The following is a 26,081-nucleotide window of genomic DNA, read 5'->3' as shown; positions in this document are numbered from 1 at the left end:
TTTAAGGTGGCATATATAATGCCACTAGAATTATTAAAGACAAAAAAGGATCATTATGCCGAAACTTCGTTCGCTCAAGACTATGGAAGGCCGCGAAATGGCCGGTGCACGTGCCCTTTGGCACGCAACAGGAACCAAGGTAGAAGACTTTGGTAAGCCCGTCATTTGCGTGGTGAACAGCTACACCCAGTTTGTACCGGGTCATGTCCACCTCAAGGATGTCGGCCAAGTTGTCGCACGCGCGATCGAAGCTGCCGGCGGTGTCGCTAAAGAAATGAACACCATCGCAGTCGACGACGGTATCGCCATGGGCCACGACGGCATGCTCTACAGCCTTCCGTCCCGCGACCTCATTGCAGACGCCACCGAATACATGGCAAACGCCCACCGCGCCGATGCCCTCGTTTGCATCTCCAACTGCGACAAGGTGACTCCGGGTATGCTCATGGCTGCCATGCGCCTCAACATCCCGGCAATCTTCGTTTCCGGTGGTCCGATGGAAGCTGGCCACGTCACGACGAAGGACGGCAAGGACCGCGCTCTCGACTTGATCGACGCCATGATCGATTCTGCAGACAACACCATCAGCGACGAAGAAGTTGCCGACATCGAAGCCAACGCTTGCCCGACTTGCGGTTCCTGCTCCGGCATGTTCACCGCAAACTCCATGAACTCCCTTACCGAAGCCCTCGGCCTTAGCCTCCCGGGCAACGGCACCATCGTCGCAACGCACGCCGAACGCAAGAAGCTCTTCGAAGCCGCCGGAAAGCGCATCGTGGAACTCTGCCACCAGTATTACGATTTGAACGACGAAAGCATCCTCCCGCGCAGCATCGCCACGAAGGACGCCTTCGAAAACGCCATGCGCCTCGACATCGCCATGGGCGGTTCTTCTAACACCGTGCTCCACTTGCTCGCCGTCGCTCAGGAAGCTGGCGTAGACTTCACCATGAAGGACATCGACCGTCTCTCCCGCAACACGCCGTGCATCTGCAAAGTCGCCCCGACCGTCCACAACATCCACGTCGAAAACGTGAACCGTGCAGGCGGCATCATGGGCATCATCGGTGAACTCGACCGCATGGGTCTCATCCACAAGAGCGCAAAGACTGTTCACGCCGCCACGATGGGCGATGCTCTCGAAGCAAACGACCTCAAGCGCAATCCGACTGCCGAAGCCAAGCAGCGCTACCTCGCAGGTCCGGGCCGCAAGTACAACATCGAAGCCTTCTCTCAGAACTTCATGTACCCGGATCACGACCTCGACCGCGCAAACGGTGCCATCCGCGATGGCGAACACGCTTACACCAAGGACGGCGGCCTCGCTGTTCTTTACGGTAACCTCGCTATCGACGGCTGCATCGTGAAGACCGCAGGCGTTGACGAATCCATCTGGAAGTTCACCGGTCCGGCAATCGTGTTCGAAAGCCAGGAAGAAGCAGTGAACGGCATTCTCGGCAACAAGGTGAAGGCAGGCGACGTCGTCGTCATCCGCTACGAAGGCCCGAAGGGTGGTCCTGGCATGCAGGAAATGCTCTACCCGACTTCTTACCTCAAGAGCCGTCACCTCGGCAAGTCCTGCGCCCTCCTCACCGACGGTCGCTTCTCCGGTGGTACAAGCGGTCTCTCCATCGGCCACGCTTCTCCGGAAGCAGCCAACAAGGGTAATATCGGCCTCGTGCACACGGGCGACGTCATCGAAATCGATATTCCGAACCGCACCATCAACGTGGAACTCACCGACGAAGAACTCGCCGCTCGCCGTCAGGAAATGGAATCCCGTGGTGCCAAGGCATGGAAACCTGAGAACCGCGACCGCGTCGTGTCCAAGGCACTCCAGGCATATGCCGCCATGGCATCGTCCGCAGACAAGGGCGCCGTCCGCGATTTATCGCTCATTGGAGTAAAGTAAGCCTGTGAGCCGTAGGCGACTCGTATTAACGAGTCGTCGGAGGCGAGAGGCGGCGAGGTATCGCAGTGTATATTGCAATCGAGCCGCCGGTCGTCACATGGCGCAGTCCGCGACTTGTCTCTGATTGGTGTGAAGTAATTAAAGGAATTCCCCGCATACAAAAAACGGCACCGCGCAGGTGCCGTTTTTTCATCCATACAAATTTTTTAAACCAAACTACACGACAGTCAGAATGTCCGAGAATCCCGTCACCTCAAAAATTTCCTTGATTTCATCGCAGACATTCTTGATGATCATCTTGCCCTGCTTGTTCATAATCTTCTGAGCAGAAAGCAACACGCGCAATCCCGCCGAAGAAATATAAGTCAGCTTGGCAAAGTCAAATTCCAAGTCCGTGACACCTTCCAATTTGCCCTGAATTTCAGCTTCGAGCAAAGGAGCCGTCATCGTATCCAGACGCCCTTCCAAAGCGAAAGAGGTATTGGAACCATCCACATTTTTTTCGATTTTCATTATCAGCCTCTCTTTGTATTTTTAAATCTACAATAAATTAACCCAATTTTTTTACAACGGTTAAAACATTCTTCTGACCATCACGTTTGTACTCAACGCCATCCATGATTTTCTTCACGAGGAATATTCCGAGCCCGCCAATTTCACGGTCTTCCGCCGAGAGCGAAACGTCCGGATCCGTCTTCTTCAGCGGATCGTATTCCACCCCCTCATCAATAAAGGTCAGCTTTGCAGTCAGCACATCTTCATTGACATTCAGGATAAGCTTCATATTCGACGAACCAGAATAACGAACAACGTTACTGAACAGTTCATCAATGGCTACGCCAATCTGCATGATAGCCTTAGGCGACGGATTCAGCGGCTCCAAGGAGCTTTCAACAAAATCAGTCAAAGTCCTAACATTTTCAAATTTTGAATCTACGACGATTTCTTTAACCCAATTCTGCATAGTACCAGCCAAAAGTTTCGTAAATCATACAATAATTATACATTTATCTCGCGCAGTTTGTCAATATTTCTGCAAAAAGCCCTAAAAAATGTGTTTAAAAGCAAACAATTCTATATTTTCCCGCATGATAAACACAACCCTTTGCTACATCGAACAAGACGGCAAGTACCTGCTGCTCCACCGCATCAAAAAGAAAAACGACATCAACAAGGACAAGTGGATCGGCATTGGCGGAAAGTTCGAAGAATGGGAATCGCCCGAAGACTGCATCCACCGCGAAGCACTCGAAGAAACAGGGCTCACACTCATCCGCCCCAAGTACCGCGGCATCGTCACGTTCATCAGCGACGGCATGGATCAGACCGAATTCATGCACCTCTTTACCGCAACCGAATTTACAGGATCCATCAAGGAGTGCGACGAAGGCGTACTGGAATGGGTGGACAAGCAAAAAGTGAAGGAACTCCCCCACTGGGACGGCGACCTGATATTCCTAGCCCTTCTGGAACGCGGCGAGCCATTCTTTTCGCTCAAGCTCACCTACAAAGGCAGCACGCTCACAGAAGCTTTACTAAACGAAAAGCCAGTGACACTACAGGATTTTCTGTAGTAATGTGATTTTCCGCAAATTTTTGGGGAATTATTCAAAGCAGGGCTTAACAAAGTGCTTTAAATTAAGCATATTTGTGATACTCCAAACCAACCCCAGACTCGGCAAGATGCGTACTCCTACGATATTGCCGAGTCGCTTTTTTTATTACCCTTTTCTATTACCACTTAGCAAGGGCGTTCGAGACAATCAAGTCCTGAAGCTTTTCAACGGCACGCGTCTGACCATGGCGGTCTTCGGTCTCGTTCGCTTGGACGTCATAGACACCATCCGCAGAGAGCGACTTGCTTTCGTAGATGATTCGTTCTTTTACGTTATCGTAAAATTTAACTTCAACACGAATCGTAACACGGTACGTTTCTACATCGCTATTGCTGTTGTAGTTTTCAGGCTTGTTTGAATAGCTTAACAAAGTAATTTCAAAATCAGCATTGGCTTCGCCGTTCACAAGTCGCACACCGCCCGCGTTGCGCTTGAACATATCGACAACCGCCGTATGGATGTTGTTCGCAAGCACCGGGTCCAAAGTTTTATCATCAACTTCATGAATGTTGACAGTCTTGATGTGACTCGGGAGCGTACTTGCAGTAAAGCTATAGCATCCCGAAAACGTGCACGCAAACATCGCCACGACCAAAGCGAAAAACAAGCGAGAAAATTTCTTACAGCAAAACATAGTTGAAATTTAAAAAAAAGCCCACAGCAACAAAATTGCCATGGACTTCGCATAATACGTTTTAACCGATTTCTGCTATTTCACAAAGAAAATCTTGTTGAAAGAACCTTCCTTTACAACATACAATCCCTTTTCAAGCTTCATCGAATTCAATTTCGACTGGACATCGCCCAAACGGGTTCCCTTCAGCTTACAGACAAAACCACCCTTCATGTTGTAGACGCTAAGAGTTCTTTCATCCGAAAGCACACGCACATCGTTTGCAATACCAATCGTACCTTCAACTTTGCTCAGCACCACGTTGTCAATGAACACGCTGCCCGTAGCAAGCCCTGCATTAAAGGAAACACGACCATTTTCATCCGTAGCCTCATTCATCGTGAACACAATTTCAAAGTTCTTTTTCTCGGTACCGAGATCAAATGTTTTGGCCTCGCCCAAATAACTCGTCCACGGATCGGTATCCTTTTCGATATTCACTTCAAGCGTTCTCGCCGCAGATGCATAGGCATCAAAAATCACCTTGTAGCTTTTTCCCTTTTCGTAATGGATGCCATTTTGGATCATTTGTATGTCATAGGCATTCGTACCCGTCTTGGTCACATTGATTTCGGCCTTGCCTTCAGTCAACTTCAAGGATCCTTCGCCGCTATGTTGCTGCAAAGTCCAGCCTGCAAGCTTAAGCGAATCCGAGAAAGAGCCGTTAAACACGGAATCCCTGTTCGTCGGAACTTCAATCGGCGGCGTAATCGAAGAACCATCCAAAGAATACTGCTTCACGAAATTCCAGATGTCAGAAACATCAGCCTTGGAAGGGCTATGGCCACGGCCTTCAAGCTTAAGGTGTTTAATATAAACGCCTTCATCGCAAGGGCCCCAAGTATACATCGTCGCCCTGTTTTCACTATTGGGGTAATTATTCTGGACTTCCGCCTGAGACGGGCAATGGAACTGATCACGGTAATTCTTGATAAAGCCTTCAACCTGGCTGTAATTCAAGACATCGTCACTTGTTCCATGCGGGTGAATGATAGGCACAGGACGCATCGCCTTTGACGCACCCATCACATTTGTACCAGATGTTGGCGCAAACGCCGCTATTTTATCTGCAATCTTGCTCATTGCATGGTAAGTGAACATGCCCCCCATTGAGAATCCCGAAAGGTAAACACGCCTTTGGTCAATGTCATATTCCTTGACCATCTGTTCGATAATTTGCACCACCCATTTTGTATCCTTGTCACCGCTGATATCCCAGGTACTCATCCCTGTCCCACCTCTGGGATACACGACAACAAAGCCAGCCGTATCGGCAACCGCTTCCCAATGCGTATTGGACTGCTGGTAATTGGGGTCTTGGTCCATACCATGGCACGAAATAAGCAACGGGCTCTTTGGCGCGAGATTGCTCGGAGCATACACGTGGATTTCTCGACCCGACACCGATTCTTTTTTATAGTCGTTTAGCGATTTTCCGCCACCGCCGCCCCACTGGGCAAAAGAGAACGACGCGGCAACTAACAGCAGTAAAGGAAATTTCATTTTTGTACTCCTCTAGATTCCTTCCTTGTTTACCCATTGTTCTCTTCCTTTCCCAAGTTATAATGTATATTCAAAAAATTTCGGGACAACACGTCCCACTCAATTACCGATGTAAACACAAACAACAGATGAACTAAATAAAGAGTCATTGGTCATTAGTCTATAGTCGTTAGTTATTGAAAATGCAAAAACAAGTTTTTTGCGCTTTCTCGCCTTGCACACTTTTGCCGCGGCACTCGCCTTTGACACTCTTCGAGTGTCTTTTGCTAGGCTCAAAAGTGGGACTGTAAACAGTCTCGTTTCACTCGCCTTACGCAAAAGTTTCTAAATTTCCCCTCGTAAAATTTTCAACAGAGGCATAAAATGCTTGATATTAAAAAGATCCGCGAAAATCCGGAATATTATATTGCTGAAACCGAAAAGAAATATACGACCGTAAGCCTTCGTGACGTGCTCGCCGTTGATAACGAACGCCGCCCGCTCCTCACCGAAGTCGAACGCCTCAAGAGCGAACGTAACGCCCAGTCCAAGCGCATTGGCGAACTCAAGAAGAAGGGCGAAAACGCTGACGAAGCCCAGGCCGCAACACGCGAACTTGGCAATAAGATTGACGAACTCGACAAGAAGCTCAAGGAACTTGACTACAAGCAGACCGAAATGCTCATGCACGTTCCGAACATCGCTCCGCGTTCTCCGGAAGGCAAGGACAGTTCGGACAACGTTGTCGAAAAAGACGGTCCGATCCCGTTTGACTACTACACCAAGAACGATGACTTCGCCCGCGTCGACCACAAGACTCTCGGCGAACGCCTTGGCATTTTTGACTTTGAACGTGGCGCCAAGATTTCTGGATCCGGCTTCCCGGTTTACCGCGGTCTCGGCTCTCGCCTCGAACGCGCCCTCATCCAGTTCTTCCTTGACGAACACCAGAAGGCAGGCTTCGAAGAATTCACTCCGCCGTACCTCGTTACCCGCAACACCATGCGCGGCACGGGTCAGCTCCCGAAGTTCGAAGAAGACATGTACCGTTGCGACAAGGATGACGACCTGTTCCTCATCCCGACGGCAGAAGTCCCGCTTACCAACCTCTACTCTGGCGAAGTGATTCCGGAATCTGAACTTCCGAAGCGCATCTGCGCCTACTCTGCTTGCTTCCGCCGTGAAGCTGGTAGCTACGGCAAGGACACCCGCGGTCTCCTCCGCTTGCACCAGTTCAACAAGGTGGAAATGGTCTACTTCGCTCATCCGGAACACAGCTACGAAGACCACGAAGAACTCACCCGCTTCGGCGAAAAGCTCCTCGAAAAGCTCGGCCTCCCCTACCACCGCTTGGCACTCTGCAAGGGCGACCTCGGTTTCGGTGCCGCCAAGTGCTATGACCTCGAAGTCTATGCTCCGGTCGAAAAGAAGTGGCTCGAAGTCAGCTCCTGCTCGAACTTCGAAGACTACCAGGCACGCCGCGCCAACATCAAGACGAAGGTCAACGGCAAAAACGTCTACCTCCACACGCTTAACGGTTCTGGCCTCGCCACTCCGCGCGTGATGGTCGGCATCTGCGATAACTACCAGCAGAAAGACGGCTCGCTCAAGATTCCTGAAGTGCTGCGTCCGTACATGGGTGGACTCGAATTCATCACCCCGAAGAAGTAATTCGGCATCCTGTCGCTTTGCGACGGGAGCCACCAAATTTCAAAAAGCAAGTCCTCACGGACTTGCTTTTTTTTCATCTACAATTTTTCCAACTTTTCATACGCGTCGTACAACCGCTGCACCCCATTCTCAAGCCCGTAGTAATGCTTCACATACGGCACGAGTAGCGCAAAGAAAAGCACGTCCAGCGCAAGCACCGGGATTTCCGGCACAACCACCAAGAATAAAATTCCACCAACAGTCAAAAGCGCAAACAAGATCATCACGAGCTCGTGAACCAAGCGCTCATGCTGAAAAAAGCCGATGTGCGTCCGCACCGACAAGAGCTGTTCCGCCGTCAAAGGCACCCCAGCCTCCACCATTTTCAAAAGTTCATTTTCGTAATCGCTCAACTTTTTCAGCATATCCATAATATACTGAAATTTTTCAAAAAAAATGAGCTATTGCAAAATAGAATGTTATTTTAAAAGTATGGAGTCGTTGGAATTCAAATCTCTGCCGTCCATGTTCTTTGCGAACTGCGACAGAGCCGATTTTAAAGGATGGTATCACCGTAAAGACGGTGAGTGGATCCACTATTCCAGAGAAACTCTCAAACGCAACTCCCAAGCACTTGCTCTAGCCCTAAATTCACTCGGGTTAAAAGAAAAAGAAAGCGTCGGCATCATTGCGCCAAGTTCTCCAAACTGGATTATCGCAGACATTGCCATTCAACTGAACCACGCACGTGTCGTTCCGCTTTTCCCAAACATTTCATCGGAAAACTTTGCCTACCAAAGCATCGATAGCAACATCAAGATCCTCATCATCAATTCATTCGAAGAACTTGATGAACCCCTTTACGATTTAATCCCTCTTTTTTCAAAGATTATCTGCATTGACAGCGAATCATTTCTCCCCGATAACGGAATTTACTGGGAAGAACTCCTTAGAAGAGGATACGACGCTCTCGCCGACCAAGCACGTGCCAAATGGGTTGACAATCAACTTTCTACAATAAATTCAGACGATATTTTCAGTATCATCTATACAAGCGGTTCTACAGGACGTCCCAAAGGCGCGGAACTCACTCACAGGAACATGTTGGTACAAATTCAAAACATCAAACCCATGTTCCGATTCGACAACAAAAAAGATACCTGCCTTACAATTCTTCCAGTAGCGCACGTTCTCGAACGCATGGCGGTCTATTTCTACACGCTCAGCGGCGTTACAATTTACTTTGGTGACAATCCAAAAAATCTCTCGCACATTCTGCGCGAAGTTCGCCCCACCATCATGATTGTCGTCCCGCGCATTCTCGAGCGCCTTTACGAAAGCATGACAACAGCAGCGGATCGAGCTAAAGGCATCAAGCGATTCCTGATCAAACAAGCCATTAAAATTGCAAAGATAAAAGACCCGAATAGAAAATTCGAACCTCTCCATTGGCTTTTCAATCGACTTGTGTACAAACAAATGCGCGAAGCCGTCGGTGGCAATTTCCGCATGATTATTTCGGGCAGCAGTGCCTTGAACAAATCTATTTTGCGTTTCCTTTTGAACATCGGTCTTCCCGTTTTCGAAGGCTACGGCATGACGGAATGTTCTCCGGTCGTTTCTGCAAATTGCAAACAAGCTATTAGACCCGGTTCCATTGGTAAGCCACTTGCACATCTCACCGTGCGAATTGGGAACTGCAACGAAATCCAAGTTCGTGGAGAAAGCGTCTTTAAAGGCTATCACAATCGCCCTGACTTAAACGGCAATATTTTCACCCCCGATGGTTTCTACCATACAGGAGACCAAGGCTACTTTGACGATGACGGATTCCTTTATTTCACCGGTCGCATCAAAGAACTGTTAAAAACAAGTACTGGGAAATATGTAAGTCCTAACCCTATTGAGCTTGAAATCACGCGCCATCCGCTTGTGGAGCAGGCGCTTGTCATTGCAAACGACCGAAAGTTCGCCTCAGCCATTATCTGGCTAAACCCAGTAGGCGCCCGCCGTATGCTCAAGCCACAAAATGAAGATTACGATGTCGAAAATGCGCTAAAGTCGCCGCTTATCTTAAATTCCATCAATCGCCATATCGAGCATATCAACCAAAAACTTAACCATTGGGAACAAATTCGCAAATGGACTTTGGTCGGTGACGAGCTCACGATTGAATCAGGGCTCTTGACGCCCACATTAAAAATTCGGCGCACCGTTGCTGAAAAACGGTACGCCGAACAAATTGAAGCGATGTATTCTTAGCTATTAGTTGTTAGTCATTAGTCACTAGTTTAACAATCGCGGCTTCGCCGCCTGATTGAAATCTAATAACCAAAGACCATTGACCAATGACTAGAAGTGGATTACGCGGACCTTGATGACCTTGTCGAGCTTGGAGAGCTTTTCAACGATGGAATCATCGACCTTGCTTTCAACATCAACGAGGTTGTAACCGATCTTGCCATTGCTCTTGTTGCTGAAAGAAGCAATGTTGATGCCTTCTGCACCGAACACCTTCGTGATTTCAGAAATCATGTTCGGAACGTCCTGGTTGATCACAACCACGCGGCTCTTGATGCCAGCATGCGGATGATCGACGAGAGCCGGGAAGTTCACGGAATTGCGGACGCAACCGTATTCGATATAGTCCTTCAATTCTTCAACAGCCATCACTGCGCAGTTTTCTTCAGCTTCTTCAGTAGAAGCGCCGAGGTGCGGGAAGCAAGTGACCTTGTCGTTCTTGATGAGTTCTGCAGTCGGGAAGTCGCAGAGGTAGCCCTGGAGGGAACCAGAAGCGAGCATTTCGTTCACCGGATCCATTTCAACGATGCCACCACGAGCAAAGTTCATGATGTAAGAACCCTTGAACTGAGCGAGGTTCTTGCGGTTGAGGAGGTTTTCGGTAACGCCCTTGATGAACGGAACATGAACCGTGAGGAAATCAGAATTTGCAATCACGGTGTCGAGGTCTGCAATTTCGACCTTGTTAGAAAGTTCATGCATGTTGTTTGCGTTCGGATACGGTTCGTAAGCGATCACGCGCATGTTCTTCCAACGAGCATAGTTAGCAACGAGCACACCGATCTTGCCAAGGCCAACAACACCGAGAGTCTTGCCGGCAAGTTCCATACCAGCAAACTTTTTCTTGCCGCTTTCAACAGTCTTTGCGAGATCCGGATCGTTCACGTCGAGACCCTTGACCCAAGCAGCAGCCTTGTCTGCGTTACGGACAGCCATGCCGAGCACGGTCATCACGAGTTCAGCAACAGCGTTTGCGTTTGCACCCGGAGTATTGAACACGCAAATGCCCTTTGCAGAAGCCTTGTCAATCGTGATGTTGTTCACGCCTGCACCAGCGCGAGCGACAGCCAAAAGGCCGTCAAAATTGTCGGTATCAACTTGAGCAGAACGCACCAAGATAGCATCCGGATTTTCGATAGAATCGGAAACCTGATAGAACGGGCCAAACAAGCCCAAGCCTTTCTTGGAAATGTTGTTCATTGTCTTAATAGTTGCCATTTTTCATTCCTTTGTTTTAAGTTAAAACTTTTACGGTTCCACCCAGCGACCTTTTTCCTTGAGCAAATTCACAAGTTCTTCAATCGCGTTTTCTTCAGGGATGTTCTTCTTCACTGCGGTCTTGCCTTCAAAAAGCGTAATGCGGCCAGGACCACCACCGACGTAGCCAAAGTCGGCGTCCGCCATTTCGCCCGGACCATTCACAATGCAGCCCATCACTGCGATGGAAATATCCTGCAAGTGACCAAAGCGTTCCTTAATTTTGCCGAGCACCGTGCGAATGTCATACAGCGTGCGACCGCAGCCCGGACAGCTGATAAAGTTTGTCTTGCTACGGCGGCATGCGGCAGCCTGCAAAATATCAAATGCGAGCGCAACAGATTCCTTAGCGCCCTTGTAGCCGTCAATCACAACGGCATCGCCAAGACCATCCGTCAAGAGGCTTCCAAAGTCGGCAGAAACACGGAGCATGTCCTTGTCCGAGCTACCAATCTTTGCATAAAGCAGAATCGGGTCCTTGCGGTCAGCGGCTGCCAAAGCAGAAGCAAGCGCACGCACGCCATAGACCATGTCACTACCTGTGTAGCAGAAAATAGAGCCCGCCGGAACGCTCGCCGGATTTGCAGCAAAACCAGCCACATCCATAGCGTCCTTGAACGTCACGATGTTTGCACCGGCAGAAGCATCAAAGCCAGCCAAAGCAAATTCAGGACCACGGCGTTCGCCCGTGAGGCTTGCGGCATCAGACTTCACGCCCACCTTCACCGGAAGGCTACCGCCAATTTCCACGCCAGCAATCTTCTCCACAGAAGATTCGCGACGTTCATAATGATACGGGTCCTTCTTGAACACCGGCACATCAAACTTCGGAGCGTCAGCCTTGAGTTCGCATGCTTCAATCAGGTCCTGGGCGACAGGAACTTCTGCCACCGGATCTTCAGTAAGCGAAACGCGAATCGTATCGGCAAGGCCATCGAGCAACAAAGCGCCAATGCCAGCGGCAGACTTCAAACGACCATCTGCACCTGCACCTGCTTCCGTCACACCCACGTGGAACGGATACGGCTTGAAGTTTTCCTGCTTCAAGCGAGCAGCGAGCAAGCGGTAAGCGGCAATTGCCACACGCGGATTGCTCGACTTGAGGCTCAAGACCACCTGGTCAAAATGTTCCGCTTCGCAAACCGCCAAATATTCCAAGGCGCTTTCCACCATGCCTTCCACGGTGTCGCCATAGCGGTAAATCATACGAGCCGAAAGCGAGCCGTGATTCACGCCAATGCGAATTGCACGACCGAGACGCTTAGCTTCCTGTACAAACGGAGTAAATGCTTCGGCAACCTTTTCCTTGCCTTCGTCAAACAACTTGTCCGTCTGCTGGTCAAGTGTCAAAATGCCGGTATCTACAAAGTTACCCGGATTGATGCGTACCTTTTCGACCCACTTGAGCGCTTCAAAAGCAGCCTTCGGCTGGAAGTGGATGTCTGCAGAAACAGGCACCGTGCAACCGGCAGCGCGCACGCGCTTCATGACTTCTTCAAGCCCAGCGGCATCGGCAAAAGTCGGAGTCGTGATGCGAACCAAGCCACATCCTGCCTTAGCAAGAGCAAGCGTCTGGCGGACGGTTTCGTCCACGTCCTTCGGCTTGGTCGTCGTCATGGATTGAACTAAAATGGGGGCGTTGCCCCCTATCAAGGCCTCGCCCACGCGGACCTGAACAGTTTCCCTGCGAACCGCCTTAAAACGGTCATCAACATACGGAAGTGTAGTAAAATCTAGCATGGCTCAAATTTAGAATTTTTTCCAATTTTGAGCCATCAATAATCACGCTGAATGCGTCAATTAATTAGCCTTTTCGACAGCAGCCCTTTCCGCTTCGCATTCCTTCCGATAGTATTCTTCGAGTTCCTCGCGGCTCTGGTCAAAATACTTCTTGAGGTTCGGATCAAAGTGCTTGCCCATCGACTTGTCGATGATATCGTAAGCATCATCAAAGGAGAACGCTTCCTTGTAACACCTCTTACTCACGAGAGCGTCATACACATCCGCAACAGCCATCACGCGAGCTTCCAGCGGAATTGCCTCACCCTTGAGTCCATACGGATAGCCACTGCCGTCCCAGCGTTCGTGGTGGCCACCAGCCATGTTCTTTGCAATTTCCACAAACAGTTCGCTTTGGAAATTCGAAAGCAAATTCTTGATAATGATAGCGCCCTTTTCGGCGTGCGTCTTCATCTCATCAAATTCTTCAGGCGTAAACTTGCCCGGTTTGCAAAGCACGTGATCATCAATGGCAATCTTTCCAATATCATGCATCGGTGCTGCAGCAATCATGTCATCATAGAATTCTTTCGAATAATTGAGATCCGGGTCCTTCTGCATTTTGGAGACAAGAATACTGACCACTTCCTTTGTACGCTTCAGATGAGCTCCCGTAAAGCCATCCTTGTTGTTAACCATTTCTGCCATGCCAACAAGCATCTGGTTTTGGAACAAGCGAATCTGATCCTTGTTATTCTTGATCAATGCGGCAAGCTCTGTATTGTTCGCATCCAAGCGTTCAATGTAGCGCTGGATATTTGTTTCATCTTCAATGCGGAACAGGAAAATCTGCAATTTCTTGTTCTGGCGCACATTGCGCATCACCGCCTTGAAATAGCGATCCTTGTAAGTGAAGCGATAAACCTTGTCGCCATTAGCGCCCTTCAGTTGTTCCATTCCCTCTTTAAAGATGCCTTCAATTTCAATATCACTTGGCAATGCATGGTCTACACGGCAATCCAAGAGTTCCGGGAAATAGCGACTTGCAATATCATTGCATCCCAAATACTGACCTTTCGGAGAGAACGCCAAGTACGCCGCCGTATTTTCAGCTTCCAGAGATTCAAGCACACTGTTCATCACATCGTGCATTTTGACCAACGCACAAATGTAAAGCAAAACCAGTTCATCAATCAAGTACACAAGCGGCATGAGCAAAGTGTCGTTTTCCAAATTACGCGTCAAGATAAACGCACCAATGGAAACAAAAGCAAGCCCAGCAATCGCAATCAAAGTCTTGTAACTGACATTGCGCTTTTTCTTTGCCGCAACAACAATCACGACAACATTTGCCACCATGTAAAAGTACAGCAAGAAATCCCACAATACATGCCCCGGTCCATATGTCGGCATATAGCTGCCAAAACCATTTAAGACAACGTAGCGAACCGATTCATAAAACACATCGCTAAAGCCCACCGTACAAGAAAGCGCAAATACAAAGGCGCTATACAGGAACATCAGCAGTTTGATCCATCTGGACAAATCAAAAGAGCACAGACGGCAAATCAAGAGGAACAGGAACAAAGGCAAGAAGCATGCACCAAGGTAGCACACCTTGTTTGCAACAATCGCTCCCTCAATCGTTGTCGAAAGAGCGAGGAACAGGTAACCAAAATCGGCAAGAACAATCGAAAAGAAGAATGCCGTAAAATAAGTATTTAGCGGTCTGCGATAAAAGCACGAGAGCAAACAGGCGTTCACTCCCGAGAAGACACACATCGCAATCAAGTAATAGATAACAAACATACCACTCTCTCAAACAAGTTCAATCAATGATCAACAGAACAGTAATAATCCATCAACTGATCCTGGCATTCCAAGAACGAATCCTTCAAATGCGGGTCAAACTGCTTGCCCATCGACGCCAAAATCACATCACGAGCTTCCCTAAACGACATGCGTTCCTTGTAGCAACGCTTGCTTACCAAAGCATCGTACACATCGGCAAGAGCCATAATTCTAGCTTCCATCGGGATATTTTCGCCAGAGCGTTGCTCCGGGTATCCCTGACCATCCCAGCGTTCGTGATGGTAAAGCGCCATGTTCTTCGCGACACTGACAAAATAACTGTCTTTCACATCAGAGAGAAGCTTCTCGATAATGTTAGCACCCTTCTCGGCATGAGTCTTCATGATTTCACGATCATCAACGTTGAAACGTCCCGGCTTGCGCAACACGGCATCGTCAATGGCAACCTTACCCAAATCGTACATCGGAGCGGCAGCAATCAGCACATCGAGGAACTTATCGGACAAGTTATCAAAGCCCTTCTTGCGCATCATCGAAACAAGGATCTTCACAACTTCGCTCGTACGCTTGATGTGACCGTCCATGTTCCCCGCACGGCTTTCCGCCATCTGCGCCATACCGACAATCCACTTTTCCTGCACCGAGAGTTTTTCGTTCTCAGTCTGCACCATGTTCTTTTGCAACATGGAATTGCTACGTCCAAGAGCGTCAATATACTGCCTTTCCTGCGTATTGTCTTCGATTCTGAACAGGAACACGTTTTTCCCGTGGACCTGTCTCAAAACTTTAACCTCGCACTTGTAGTGGCGCCCCGAATAGTTGAATTCGGTCATCTGGCAGTAGTCTGTCAAAATCCTTGATTTTCTGTACTTCTCGATCCACGAAATAATGTGCTGTTGCAATTCCGTCTCGCCTTTCAAGTGGGCATCCACTCTCATCTTGACGAGTTCCGGGAAAAAGTCCATAGCAATGCGGTTTGCACCCAAATAGGCGCCATCAATGGAGAACGACATGTACGCACAGGAACTTTCCGTTTCAATCGATTCAATCACACATTCCGTAATATCGTACCATTTGACGTTGTTGCAAATGTACAACAGGAGGATCTGGTCAAGGGCATAGATAAACGGCATAATGAGCATGTCGCTTCCCAAGAATCTAGCCAAGAAGAACGACATGATTGTCGCAATTTCGCCAATAATCATGGCAATGATATTCTTGAGCGAAACCATTTTCTGATGCAAAATGGCTCGAATGATAATCCAGATATCCAGGATTACATAGCTTACCAGGAACGCATTAAACAAGCCATGAGCCCAGCCATATGTCGCCACATAGTTACCGACACCCGCCTGAACCACATACTCCACAGTCTTGTAATATGCCGGGAAATAACCAACCGTCATCGCCAATGCACAAATGGCAAAGCTCATAAAGATAAGGGTCAAATGCAGCCATCTAGGGATGCTCATCTTGCAAACTTGCAAAAGTGCAAAGAACATGAACATCGGCAAAAACGACCCACCAAGGTAGTTCACCTTGTTGGCAATAATCGCCCCTTCAACGGATTCCGAAAAACCTAAAAGCCAGTGACCAAAATTCGCGACAAGGATCGCATAGAAGGCGTAATAAACGTAATTATTTCGCTGGTTTTGAAAACGAAGCGAAAGCACTGCCAAGTTGACAGCAGACAAAACAAACATCAATGTTAAATAGATGTAACCCATATCCGCAACTGGTATGTAACTATTTATAAAGGTAATCTATTTTTGCAAAAAAGAGCAATCCGCCTCCTAAAAAAGTCCTCTTTGCAAAAAATTCCATACAAAAAATAAAAAAGAAAACGCATAGCCTAAACCATGCGTTTCCATAAAAGAGCCAATTTGGACTAAACCAAGACTAAGCTTCAGTCGGAGCTTCGGCAGCAGGTGCTTCCGGAGCAGCTTCAGCAGCCGGGGCAGCCTTCGGAGGGAGCAAAGCCTTCATAGAGAGCTTCACCTTGCCCTTCGGGTCAACACCGAGGCAGAGCACTTCGACTTCGTCACCGACGTGAACAACATCTTCGACCTTATCGACACGGCGGTCGGCAAGTTCAGAGATGTGAACGAGACCATCGCGACCCGGGAGGATTTCGACGAATGCGCCAAACGGCTGGATCGTCTTCACCTTGCCCTTGTACTTGCGACCCGGTTCCGGTTCTGCAGTGAGTTCTTCGATCATGCGGCGGCAAACTTCACCAGCCTTACCCGTCGGGGCGGCGATGTCGATATTGCCGTTGTCGTCAATGTTGATGGTGCAGCCAGTCTGAGCCTGCATACCCTTGATGACAGAGCCACCAGAACCGATAACGTCACGAATCTTCGTGGTCGGGATGCGCATCTTGAGCATCGTCGGAGCCTTTTCAGAAACGTGCGGACGCGGTGCCGGGAGACCAAGTTCAGCCATCTTGCCGAGGATATGGATACGGCCCTGACGAGCCTGTTCCAAAGCTTCGCGCATGAGTTCCGGGGTGATACCGCGGATCTTGATGTCCATCTGGAATGCAGTGATACCTTCAGCAGTACCCGTTACCTTGAAGTCCATATCGCCGAGGTGGTCTTCCGTACCGGTAATGTCGGACAAGATCTTGATCTTGCCGCCTTCCTTGACGGAGCCCTTTTCGGAGATGAGGCCCATGGCGATACCTGCAACCGGAGCCTTGATAGGAACGCCAGCGTCCATCAAGCTGAGGCAGCCACCGCAAACAGAGGCCATGGAAGAAGAACCGTTGGATTCCATGATTTCGGAAACCACGCGGATCGTGTACGGGAAGTCTTCCGGGAGCGGAAGAACTGCAGCGAGGGAGCGTTCGGCCAAGTGACCGTGACCAATTTCACGGCGAGAGAGACCGAGCTTCTTGCATTCACCGACGGAGAACGGCGGGAAGTTGTAATGGAGCATGTAGCTCTTTGCGCCTTCGCCCTGCAAGCTTTCGAAACGTTGTTCGTCAGCCTTTGTTCCAAGCGTACAAATGACGAGACCCTGGGTTTCGCCACGCTGGAAGATTGCAGAACCATGAGCACGCGGGAGCACGCCCATTTCGATTTCGATCGGGCGGACTTCGGTCGTGGTACGGCCGTCAAGACGAACGCCTTCGTTCAAAATCATTTCACGCATAGCCGTGCGTTCGAGGTCACTGAAGATGCCCTTTGCATCTGCAGCGAGCTGAGCATTTTGTGCTTCGCCTTCGCCGATGATAGCGAGGATACGCGGATCTTCGAGCATACGAGCGCAGAGGTCTGCCATAGCCGGATAGAAGTCCGTCTTCACCATGTTGGAGTGGACGTCCTTGTTCAGTTCGTCCCAGACAACTTCCTTGACCGTAGCAACGAGCTTGTCGTGTTCTTCACCAACAAACTTCGGCTTGAGTTCCATCTTCGGCTTAGCACAGCGGTCCACCAGTTCCTGTTGGGCCTTGCACATCTGCTTGATGACTTCGTGACCAGCGAGGATAGCGCCAATCATCGTGTCTTCGGACACTTCGTAAGCACCACCTTCGACCATGCACACAGAGTCTTCCGTACCGGCGACCACGAGGTCTAGATCGGCCACGGCAACCTGGTCATAAGTCGGCATCACGATGTTCTGGCCATCGACCACAGCCACGCGAACAGCAGCGACCTGCTGTTCGAACGGAAGTTCAGAAAGACCGATAGAGAGAGATGCAGCACTTACGCCAAGAACGTCCGGAGCGAATTTCTTGTCGGAAGAAAGAACCTGAACGATGACCTGGACTTCACGAGTGAAGTTTTCCGGGAACATCGGACGAATCGGACGGTCGATGATACGAGCAGAAAGAATTTCTTCATCGCTCGGACGACCCGGTTCGCGCTTGCTATAGCCACCAGGCAGGCGTCCGGCAGCGTAAGACTTTTCGCGGTATTCAACTGTCAGAGGGAAGAAGTCACCATCCTTTTCTTCACCGTAGCAAACGGTAGAAAGGACAAACGCGTCCCCCATCTTGGCGACAGCAGAACCACGTGCCTGCTTTGCGATACGGCCTGTTTCAAACGTAATGACACGACCATCCGGAAGGTTTACAGACACTTCCTTCGGGTCGAGCATCTTGCCGTATTTAGCTTGATAAGCTTCTGTTGACATAAAAATCTCCAGTCAGAGAATTAGCCGCGGAGACCGAGATCCTTGATCAATGCACGCTGAGCGATAATGTCCTTTTCGCCGTAGTACTTGAGAAGGTTCTTGCGCTTTGCAACCATCATGGACAGACCGCGGAGAGAGTGGAAGTCCTTCTTGTTGGTCTTGATGTGTTCGGTGAGGTTCTTGATCTTTTCCGTGAGGATAGCGATCTGAACGCGGACGTTACCGGTGTCCTTTTCGTTAGCACCAAACTTAGCGGTGAGTTCTGCAGCCTTTTCTTTTGTGATAGTAGCCATTGTAGCCATTCCTTTTTTTTGATTGTTTGTTTCATTACATGTTTTTGTCCGAGTTTACTGCTCTAGCACCAGTGGAATTGGCGAATCTGGTCACAGGACCCAGGCAAAAATGCAATTTGAGCTCATATATAGAAAATTAGTGGTTAGTTAATAGTTAATAGTTATTAGAAAATGCAGGAAAAAGGGTCTTTTTAACTGGATTCTTCCCCTTTCAGGGTCAGAATGACGTCAACACAATCGTCATCCTGAACGATAGTGAAGGATCCAGTCAATTTTCCAAGCCCTTGTCTTACTGCTCTACAAGAATCTTGACAGAACTTCCTTCAGTTTGCTGACGTTCACGGGTTTTGCCACATGCTCGTTCATGCCGGCATCCAAAGCCGCCTGCTGGTCATCAGCAAACGCGTTTGCCGTCATAGCAATAATCGGGATATCCGCCGCAATCTTGTTATCGAGCTTACGGATAAGCCGCGTTGCCTCGTAACCATCCATAATCGGCATCTGGACATCCATCAAGATCAAGTCGCAGGCGCCCGGCTGTACATTTTTCATGTACTCCACCGCCTTCTCGCCATCGCAAGCCGTCGTCACAAGGATTCCGCAGTCTTCCAGAATTTCCTGAGCAATTTCACGGTTCAGTTCGTTGTCATCGACAAGCAACACCTTCTTACCGTTAAAGCTGACTTTCTTATCCGACACAGGAGTTTCCGCCTGCATCAGCCCAAAACTACGCATCAGCGTATCACGGGCATCTGACGGGAACACCGGCTTGCTCACAAAGTTGTGGATTCCAACTTCAGTCGCCTTGTCCTCTATATCCGACCATTCATAAGCAGACATCACAATCACGAGGATATCATTCCCCAGCAATTCGCGAAGCATCTTCGTCGTCTTCATGCCATCCATGTTCGGCATGCGCCAGTCCACGAGGAACGCATCATAAGAACGTCCTTCATTCTTCGATGCTTCCACTCGTTTCAAGGCATCCGCACCGGAATAGCAACACTCCGCATCAACGCCAAATTCCTTAAAGATCTGCGGAATGCTCTTAGCGCAGTCCACATCATCATCAATGACAAGAACCCTCTTGCCTTCCAGTTCCTTGATGCGAGACGATTCCTGCTTAGTCCCAGCAAGCTTGAACTTAAAGTCGATAACGACATCGGTTCCTTCGTCCACCTTGCTCTTGATATCAATGGAACCCTTCATCATATCGACGATGTTCTTTGTAATCGCCATGCCAAGGCCAGTTCCCTGAATACCAGAAACCGTCGAGGAGTTCACACGCGTAAAGGCATCATAAATCTTCGGCAAGAAATCTTCACTCATGCCGATGCCCGAGTCTTTGATCCTAAATTCATAAGCCCCAAAGCCCGGTTCCGGAGATTCCTTCTGCTCCACGGAGAACCAGATAGAGCCACCTGCAGGTGTGTACTTGATAGCATTCGAAACCACGTTCAATAAAACCTGATTCAAACGGAGCCTATCACAGACAACATCTTCATTGTGGACACCGATACTATTGGCAAAGAACTGCAACTTCTTTGCATTGATATCCGCCTGCACAATATCCTTGAGCGTATGGATAATCTCGGGCAGGTGTTCCGGCTTTGCATTCAAGTTCAGCTTGCCCGATTCAATACGGCTCATGTCAAGCACATCGTTAATAAGCGACAGCAAGTGATTCGACGAAAGTTCAATCTTTCCAAGGAATCCCTTGACCTGCTCCTTGTTGCCAATATGCATGGTCGCCAGTTCCGTATAACCGATAATAGCATTCATCGGAGTACGAATATCATGGCTCATGTTGTTAAGGAACATCGTCTTTGCGCGCGATGCGGACTTCGCCATTTCAAGCGCCTGTTCCAAAGCCGCCTGCTGCGCCATTTCCTTACGATAAACGACATCGTTATTAAAGAGCCCAACGAGTACGCGACGGTTCTTAGACCAGTCACCCATCTTGGTCACCTTCATGCGGTACCATTTAAGGCCTTCGCTAGTTACGCGTCGATAATCCTGGAAGAACGAGTTTTCATGTTGCAAGCGAGCAATAACATTATCTCGATTAAGAGCATGGAAAATCAAATCCACATCGTCCTTATAGACAATCTTGCGGACATCCTTCACCCTGTCCTTAAAGAAGTCAACGCCTTCTCCAGTCTCTTCATTAACGACATCCTTGAACTTTCCGCCTTTCAACGAAACGCTAAACAAGCCCGTATCGATATTGACATCGAACACGACTTCATACTGGTCCGAAAGGCTCATAATGCGTTCAATATTTTCCTGGTGTTCCGTTTCTGCACGGTACTGGGCATCCACTTCGACAAAGCCAACAGCGATAAGCTTCGGCGGGACATCAATCGGTTCAGCCTTGGCAAACACGAGACGCGTATACTTGTATTCTGTACCATAGAGGTGCCTAAATACAATAGTCAGGCGCTTCTGGTGCATAAGCTGTCCGGCCACATACTCTCTAGAAGCAAGCCCGATAAGCTTTTCACGGTCATCCGGGTGCGCCATATCCAGGACAAACGCCTTAAAGACATCTTCCAGCCTTTCGCAGTTGGCAAAAGGATCCTTTAAAGCAGCCCTAATATCTTCACGAACAGCAAGGACACCGCTTGTGTTATCGACAAGATTGAAGTAGAAGAGTGATGAATAATCTTCCGAAAGAATGTCGATAATTTCAAGGTTCTGCTTCAGGTTCGACTGGATTTCCATCTGCTTCTTGATTTCTTCATCGACACTGTGCAGACCAAAAACGATACCCTTGAGATTGCCAATTTCATCCTTGTCGGCAATAATCTTCATCTGGTAACAAACTTCCTTGCCTTCAAGCTTGATCTTGAAGTTGACATGAATCACCGATTCGTTCTTCAACGTCGAGACAAGGCGATCGCGGCTCGTCTGCACCTGGAACTGATTTTTGTCAGAATCACAGACAAGATACTTGAGCAACAGATCCATTCTCTTAGAGAAACTCTTTTCAGAAGACCATCCAGGGATTGCCTTCAAAAGCACAGAACTGGCGCGGTACGTCACAACAAAGTCCGAAGAAGCATCTTCGCCAATCGTTACGTAGTTCACAAAGTCAAAGTCAGAAGCCAGGGACTCAATCACCCTATTGTTACGGTCCATTTCCTGGCGTTGTGCAATAGCCTTATTGACTTCGGAATCGATATTTTCAACAGCCACGATGACGTGGTTTTCGTCCTTACTGGACTTAATCGCCTTCATTCGATAGAATCGCGGATTTCCATCAATGACAAGCCTATATTCCACAGATGCACTTGGATTTTCTTCAAGACGTTTTAAGAAGGAACCCTTTTCCATAAAGTGCATGACAACTTCAAGATCGTCTTCATAAAGATTATGACGCAAGCTCGATATCGATTCAAAGAAGAAGTCCTTTCCGTGAACCTCTTCGTGTAGCTTATCCATAAGCCTGTCGGAATGGAACGTGTCAAATGTATCGTCCAGAACGTTCACGTAGAAAATGCATTCATAAGTTCCGCTCAAGGCATCTGCAATTTCAGAATATTCGTTACTTTCGGCTTCTGCCATACGGCGGGCATTCCACACCATACGGAGCAAATACAAGAGAATCACGAGAAGTTCAATGGCAGAAAGCCCGATATAGAACTTGCGGATTTTATCGACACGGGCAAATGCAATATTTTCGTTGACATACAAAAGCTGAGTCCAGCTGCCACCAAACAAAGGCAGAGCCACCAAAAGCTTAGCCTCATCCGACGAAGTTTCCTCGTACGACAAATGCGCACTTTCACCCTTCATCACGTTAGCAGCCCATTCATCCAGAGAATAACCGCTCTTGGGATTGATAGTCCTTACCAGATCATTAAAATTCTTCCATTTTCCCGTTTTTTCGACAACAAAGGAACCATCTCGACGGTCAACCACAATCAGGGAAACCTTACCCTTGAACGCATTTGACGCGACATAGCCATATAGCGCCTTGATTTCGGAAACAGCAGAAAGCATAGCCACCACCTGTCCCCTACGACGGACAGGCACCATCTGTTCAAACACGATATTTTCGGAATGAACAACATCGCGACCCACTTTCGAAATGTACGGCTTGGGAGATACGATTTTCTGATAGTTCTCTATATACGAAGAATCAAAAACAACCGCATGGTCTGCAATAATGTGACCATCGGGCAAATACAAGCGAACCACAGAAACCAGAGGACCAATACGGGATCCGCGGATCAAACGAATCATGTTTTCAGACAGGAGATTCTCTTCCATCCCCACCACAGTCGAAATATTGGACAAGGCGCTCAACAGAGAACGTCCCAAAAATCCAATTTTCGCTTCAGAAGCATAGGCAACTTCGTCAAGGGAGTCCCAGCTATCGTCAATCGCTTGCCTGTTTATGTACAAAAAAGAAACGTTTGTTACAATAAACAAAAACGCAACTAGGAGCAGCGATACAATTAGATTTCTTTTAAAAAAATTATTGTTCATAAGTTTTTTGTAACATTTCCAAGTATATTATACATTTTGAAAACGCGTTTCGACGGGAAATTTCAAAAAATAAATGCATTTGAACTAGTTTTTCTTTAAAAACGTGCTTTTTTTCACAAAAATGTGTCCATACGAAAACAAATCTTTATACATTGACGATATGAAATTATTACCCAAATTATTTCTCCTTTTAGCATTTTTAGCCTCATTTACGTTCGCCGATACGACAACCGTCACAACACCAGTGGTCGATTCCGCAAAAACCGAGATTTCAGCCCCCAAAAAACAGGCGGTCTGGATTAAACTGGAAGGCGACGTCGACCCCGCCATGTACGAATTCTGCGCCCGAGCTATTGGTGAAGCTCTCGAAAAGAAACCTGACTACATCGTCTTTGAAATAAACACGTTCGGCGGTCGCCTCGATGCGGCATTCGACCTCGTCGATACCATCATGGCCGTCAAGGGTCCCGAAACCATCGCTCTCGTGAAAAAGAAGGCAATAAGCGCCGGTTCTCTCATCGCACTTGCCTGCAAACGCCTCTACATGCTCGAAGCCACAACTATTGGCGACTGCGCCCCGATTGTGCAAGGTGGCGACGGTACACCGCAAATCGTCGGTGAAAAGATCCAGTCCCCGCTCCGCGCAAAGTTCAGGAACCTCGCCCAGCGCAACAACTACCCCGAGCTCCTAGCCTCCTCGTTTGTGACTCCGGAACTCGAAGTACTTGAGCTTACCGCCACGCTTGATAAGGGAACGCCGACACAGCGCGACACCACGCTTATCATTGAAGGCAAAAAGTTTGCAGTCCTCGACAGCACCGAAAAGAAGTTCTGGGGCGCGCCCAAGATTCTCGTAAAAGAAGGCGAACTCTTGACCATGACCGACAAGGAAGCCGAAGAGCTCGGTTTCTCCAGAGGTACATTCAAGAACCGCGAAGACTTTGAAACAAAACTCGCCATCGAACGCAAAAGCGAAGTCGAAACGAACACCGGCGAGAAAATCGCAAGCGCCATCGCCGCTATCTCAGGCATCCTCCTGATTCTCGGATTCGGTGCACTTTATATAGAATTTAAGACGCCTGGATTTGGAATGTTCGGCATTATCGGTATCATCCTTATCGGCATCGTCTTTTTCGGGCAGTTCGCACCGCAGCTCGACGGCTACATCCCGGCAATTCTGCTTGTGGCAGGCGTGATTTTGTTCTTAGTCGAGATATTCGTCATGCCGGGCACATTCCTATTCGGCGTTGGCGGCATCGCCTGCATGATTATCGCACTCATCATGAGCTTTGATACGGCAAACATCCCGGAATACGTCCCAGAAGCCGTCGAAACAACATTCGATGCCACCCCATGGCTATTCGGGCTGTTCTTCGTTCTCGGGAGTGCAGCGATTGCACTTATCATCCCGATTGCCGCAAGCAAGTACCTCATTCCGCTTTTACCCGAAGGCTGGACACCGATGCTCAAGACCGACATGGAAACAGCCGTCTCCCCGACCGAAGCTGTGCAAGAAGTCGCCATTGGCACTGTCGGAACAGCCAAAACATTCCTCCGCCCTGTAGGCCAAGCAAGCTTTACTCTGCCGGATGGAAGTACAAAACTTTTCGACGTACAGACCCACGGCGAAATCATCGAAGCCGGCGAAAACGTCAAGGTCGAATCCGTGCAAGAAGCCCACATCTGGGTGACCCGCGCCTAACATAGATTTTAAACAAAACAACTAACTTGGAGAAAAACAAATGGATACACTTCTTACCGTTGGCATTATCATTGCCGCCATCGTCGTCATCATCGTTCTCGCCTTTATCGGCAAGTTCTTTAGCCTCTGGCTCCAGGCCTTGTTCTCCAAGGCAAACGTGAGCATTTTCCAGCTCATCGGTATGCGCCTCCGTAAGGTTCCGCCTCAGGTCATCGTGGAAGCCCGAATCCTTAGCTGCAAGGCGGGTCTCCCGGTCGATACTAACTTGCTCGAAGCCCACTACCTCTCCCGCGGTAACGTGCTCCGCGTGATCCAGGCACTCATCGCTGCCAACAAGGCAAACATCAAGCTCGACTTCAAAGAAGCTGCAGCCATTGACCTTGCCGGCCGTAACGTGCTCGAAGCTGTGCAGATGTCCGTGAACCCGAAGGTGATTGAAACCCCGAAGGTTTCCGCTGTGGCTCTCGATGGTATCCAGCTCCACGCCATTACCCGTATCACCGTGCGCGCCAGCATCCAGAAGCTCGTCGGTGGTGCCGGCGAAGAAACAGTCGTCGCCCGCGTTGGCGAAGGCATCGTGTCCTCCATCGGTTCTGCTCAGAGCCACAAGGAAGTGCTCGAAAACCCGAACATGATTTCCAAGAAGGTGCTCGCCTCCGGCCTTGACGCAGGTACAGCATTCGAAATCCTTTCCATCGACATTGCAGATGTGGACGTGGGTCAGAACATTGGTGCTATCCTCGAAACCGACCGTGCCGAAGCTGACAAGAAGATTGCTCAGGCAAAGGCAGAAGAACGCCGCGCCATGGCATTTGCTGCAGAACAGGAAATGAAGGCCAAGGTGATGGAAATGAAGGCAAAACTTGTGGAAGCCGAAGCCCAGATCCCGATGGCTATGGCAACCGCTCTCCGCGACGGAAAGCTCGGCGTGATGGACTACTACAACCTCAAGAACATCGAAGCCGACACGCAGATGCGTAAAGAAATCGGAACCGCCCCGGAAGTGAACAAGTAATTTGACCAAAAGGGT

At 49.0% G+C, this 26,081-nt stretch carries 18 protein-coding genes; 6 read left to right on the top strand and 12 right to left on the bottom strand.

Going from position 1 to position 26,081, the window contains the following annotated elements; genetic code table 11:
• The first annotated feature begins 55 nt into the window (after positions 1-55).
• Positions 56-1,912: a dihydroxy-acid dehydratase gene (gene ilvD, locus B9Y77_RS15535; RefSeq protein ID WP_073442874.1), complete on the top strand. Its 1,857-nt coding sequence runs from the start codon at positions 56-58 to the stop codon at positions 1,910-1,912.
• A 216-nt stretch (positions 1,913-2,128) separates the two neighbouring features.
• Here the strand turns inward: ilvD and B9Y77_RS15530 are convergent, their stop codons facing one another.
• Together B9Y77_RS15530 and B9Y77_RS15525 are read right to left on the bottom strand one after the other, a co-directional pair.
• Positions 2,129-2,425 carry an STAS domain-containing protein gene (locus B9Y77_RS15530; RefSeq protein ID WP_085492313.1) on the bottom strand — a complete coding sequence of 99 codons (297 nt, stop codon included), beginning with the start codon at positions 2,423-2,425 and terminating at the stop codon, positions 2,129-2,131.
• A gap of 37 nt (positions 2,426-2,462) precedes the next feature.
• Positions 2,463-2,876, bottom strand: a complete 414-nt coding sequence (locus tag B9Y77_RS15525) for an ATP-binding protein (protein ID WP_073442878.1) — start codon at positions 2,874-2,876, stop codon at positions 2,463-2,465.
• Between the two features lie 124 nt (positions 2,877-3,000).
• Here B9Y77_RS15525 and B9Y77_RS15520 point away from each other — a divergent pair, with 124 nt between their 5' ends.
• Entirely contained in the window at positions 3,001-3,486 is a 486-nt protein-coding gene (locus tag B9Y77_RS15520; protein ID WP_085492312.1) for an NUDIX hydrolase, read from the top strand.
• A 160-nt stretch (positions 3,487-3,646) separates the two neighbouring features.
• Here B9Y77_RS15520 and B9Y77_RS15515 read toward each other — a convergent pair whose 3' ends face one another.
• Together B9Y77_RS15515 and B9Y77_RS15510 are read right to left on the bottom strand one after the other, a co-directional pair.
• A complete protein-coding gene (locus B9Y77_RS15515; protein WP_254900079.1) occupies positions 3,647-4,135 on the bottom strand; it encodes an LptE family protein in 489 nt (162 codons plus the stop codon).
• A 102-nt stretch (positions 4,136-4,237) separates the two neighbouring features.
• Complete coding sequence (locus B9Y77_RS15510) at positions 4,238-5,704, bottom strand: carbohydrate binding domain-containing protein (protein ID WP_085492310.1); 1,467 nt, start codon at positions 5,702-5,704, stop codon at positions 4,238-4,240.
• 363 nt (positions 5,705-6,067) lie between these two features.
• On the opposite strand from B9Y77_RS15510, the gene serS reads away from it, so the two are divergent.
• Positions 6,068-7,354: a serine--tRNA ligase gene (gene serS, locus B9Y77_RS15505; protein ID WP_073442886.1), complete on the top strand. Its 1,287-nt coding sequence runs from the start codon at positions 6,068-6,070 to the stop codon at positions 7,352-7,354.
• Positions 7,355-7,431: 77 nt separating this feature from the next.
• Here serS and B9Y77_RS15500 read toward each other — a convergent pair whose 3' ends face one another.
• Positions 7,432-7,758 carry a hypothetical protein gene (locus B9Y77_RS15500; protein ID WP_139829342.1) on the bottom strand — a complete coding sequence of 109 codons (327 nt, stop codon included), beginning with the start codon at positions 7,756-7,758 and terminating at the stop codon, positions 7,432-7,434.
• Positions 7,759-7,825: 67 nt separating this feature from the next.
• Between B9Y77_RS15500 and B9Y77_RS15495 the strand changes: the two genes are divergently transcribed.
• The gene (locus B9Y77_RS15495; protein ID WP_254900078.1) at positions 7,826-9,595 is read left to right on the top strand and encodes an AMP-dependent synthetase/ligase; all 1,770 of its coding nucleotides are present in this window, start codon (positions 7,826-7,828) and stop codon (positions 9,593-9,595) included.
• Positions 9,596-9,685: 90 nt separating this feature from the next.
• Here B9Y77_RS15495 and B9Y77_RS15490 read toward each other — a convergent pair whose 3' ends face one another.
• From B9Y77_RS15490 to B9Y77_RS15460, 7 genes are all read right to left on the bottom strand, one after another.
• Entirely contained in the window at positions 9,686-10,852 is a 1,167-nt protein-coding gene (locus B9Y77_RS15490) for a phosphoglycerate dehydrogenase (protein WP_014547018.1), read from the bottom strand.
• 30 nt (positions 10,853-10,882) lie between these two features.
• Positions 10,883-12,631: a (E)-4-hydroxy-3-methylbut-2-enyl-diphosphate synthase gene (ispG, locus tag B9Y77_RS15485; RefSeq protein WP_085492307.1), complete on the bottom strand. Its 1,749-nt coding sequence runs from the start codon at positions 12,629-12,631 to the stop codon at positions 10,883-10,885.
• A gap of 60 nt (positions 12,632-12,691) precedes the next feature.
• A complete protein-coding gene (locus B9Y77_RS15480; protein ID WP_085492306.1) occupies positions 12,692-14,419 on the bottom strand; it encodes an HD domain-containing phosphohydrolase in 1,728 nt (575 codons plus the stop codon).
• 23 nt (positions 14,420-14,442) lie between these two features.
• Positions 14,443-16,149 (bottom strand): HD domain-containing phosphohydrolase, encoded by a 1,707-nt coding sequence (locus tag B9Y77_RS15475; protein ID WP_085492305.1) that lies wholly within the window; start codon positions 16,147-16,149, stop codon positions 14,443-14,445.
• Positions 16,150-16,321: 172 nt separating this feature from the next.
• Complete coding sequence (gene pnp, locus B9Y77_RS15470; protein ID WP_073442896.1) at positions 16,322-18,562, bottom strand: polyribonucleotide nucleotidyltransferase; 2,241 nt, start codon at positions 18,560-18,562, stop codon at positions 16,322-16,324.
• A 20-nt stretch (positions 18,563-18,582) separates the two neighbouring features.
• Positions 18,583-18,855: a 30S ribosomal protein S15 gene (rpsO, locus tag B9Y77_RS15465; protein ID WP_014547011.1), complete on the bottom strand. Its 273-nt coding sequence runs from the start codon at positions 18,853-18,855 to the stop codon at positions 18,583-18,585.
• Positions 18,856-19,152: 297 nt separating this feature from the next.
• Positions 19,153-23,292 (bottom strand): hybrid sensor histidine kinase/response regulator, encoded by a 4,140-nt coding sequence (locus tag B9Y77_RS15460; RefSeq protein WP_254900077.1) that lies wholly within the window; start codon positions 23,290-23,292, stop codon positions 19,153-19,155.
• A 217-nt stretch (positions 23,293-23,509) separates the two neighbouring features.
• Between B9Y77_RS15460 and B9Y77_RS15455 the strand changes: the two genes are divergently transcribed.
• Complete coding sequence (locus B9Y77_RS15455; protein ID WP_085492325.1) at positions 23,510-25,051, top strand: NfeD family protein; 1,542 nt, start codon at positions 23,510-23,512, stop codon at positions 25,049-25,051.
• Between the two features lie 40 nt (positions 25,052-25,091).
• The gene (floA, locus tag B9Y77_RS15450) at positions 25,092-26,066 is read left to right on the top strand and encodes a flotillin-like protein FloA (protein WP_073442902.1); all 975 of its coding nucleotides are present in this window, start codon (positions 25,092-25,094) and stop codon (positions 26,064-26,066) included.
• Positions 26,067-26,081 lie beyond the last annotated feature (15 nt).

It is taken from the genome of Fibrobacter sp. UWB13, from assembly GCF_900177805.1.
Classification (GTDB): domain Bacteria; phylum Fibrobacterota; class Fibrobacteria; order Fibrobacterales; family Fibrobacteraceae; genus Fibrobacter.
The sequence above is the reverse complement of the archived record's forward strand: the minus strand, read 5'-3'. Positions and strand labels throughout refer to the sequence as shown.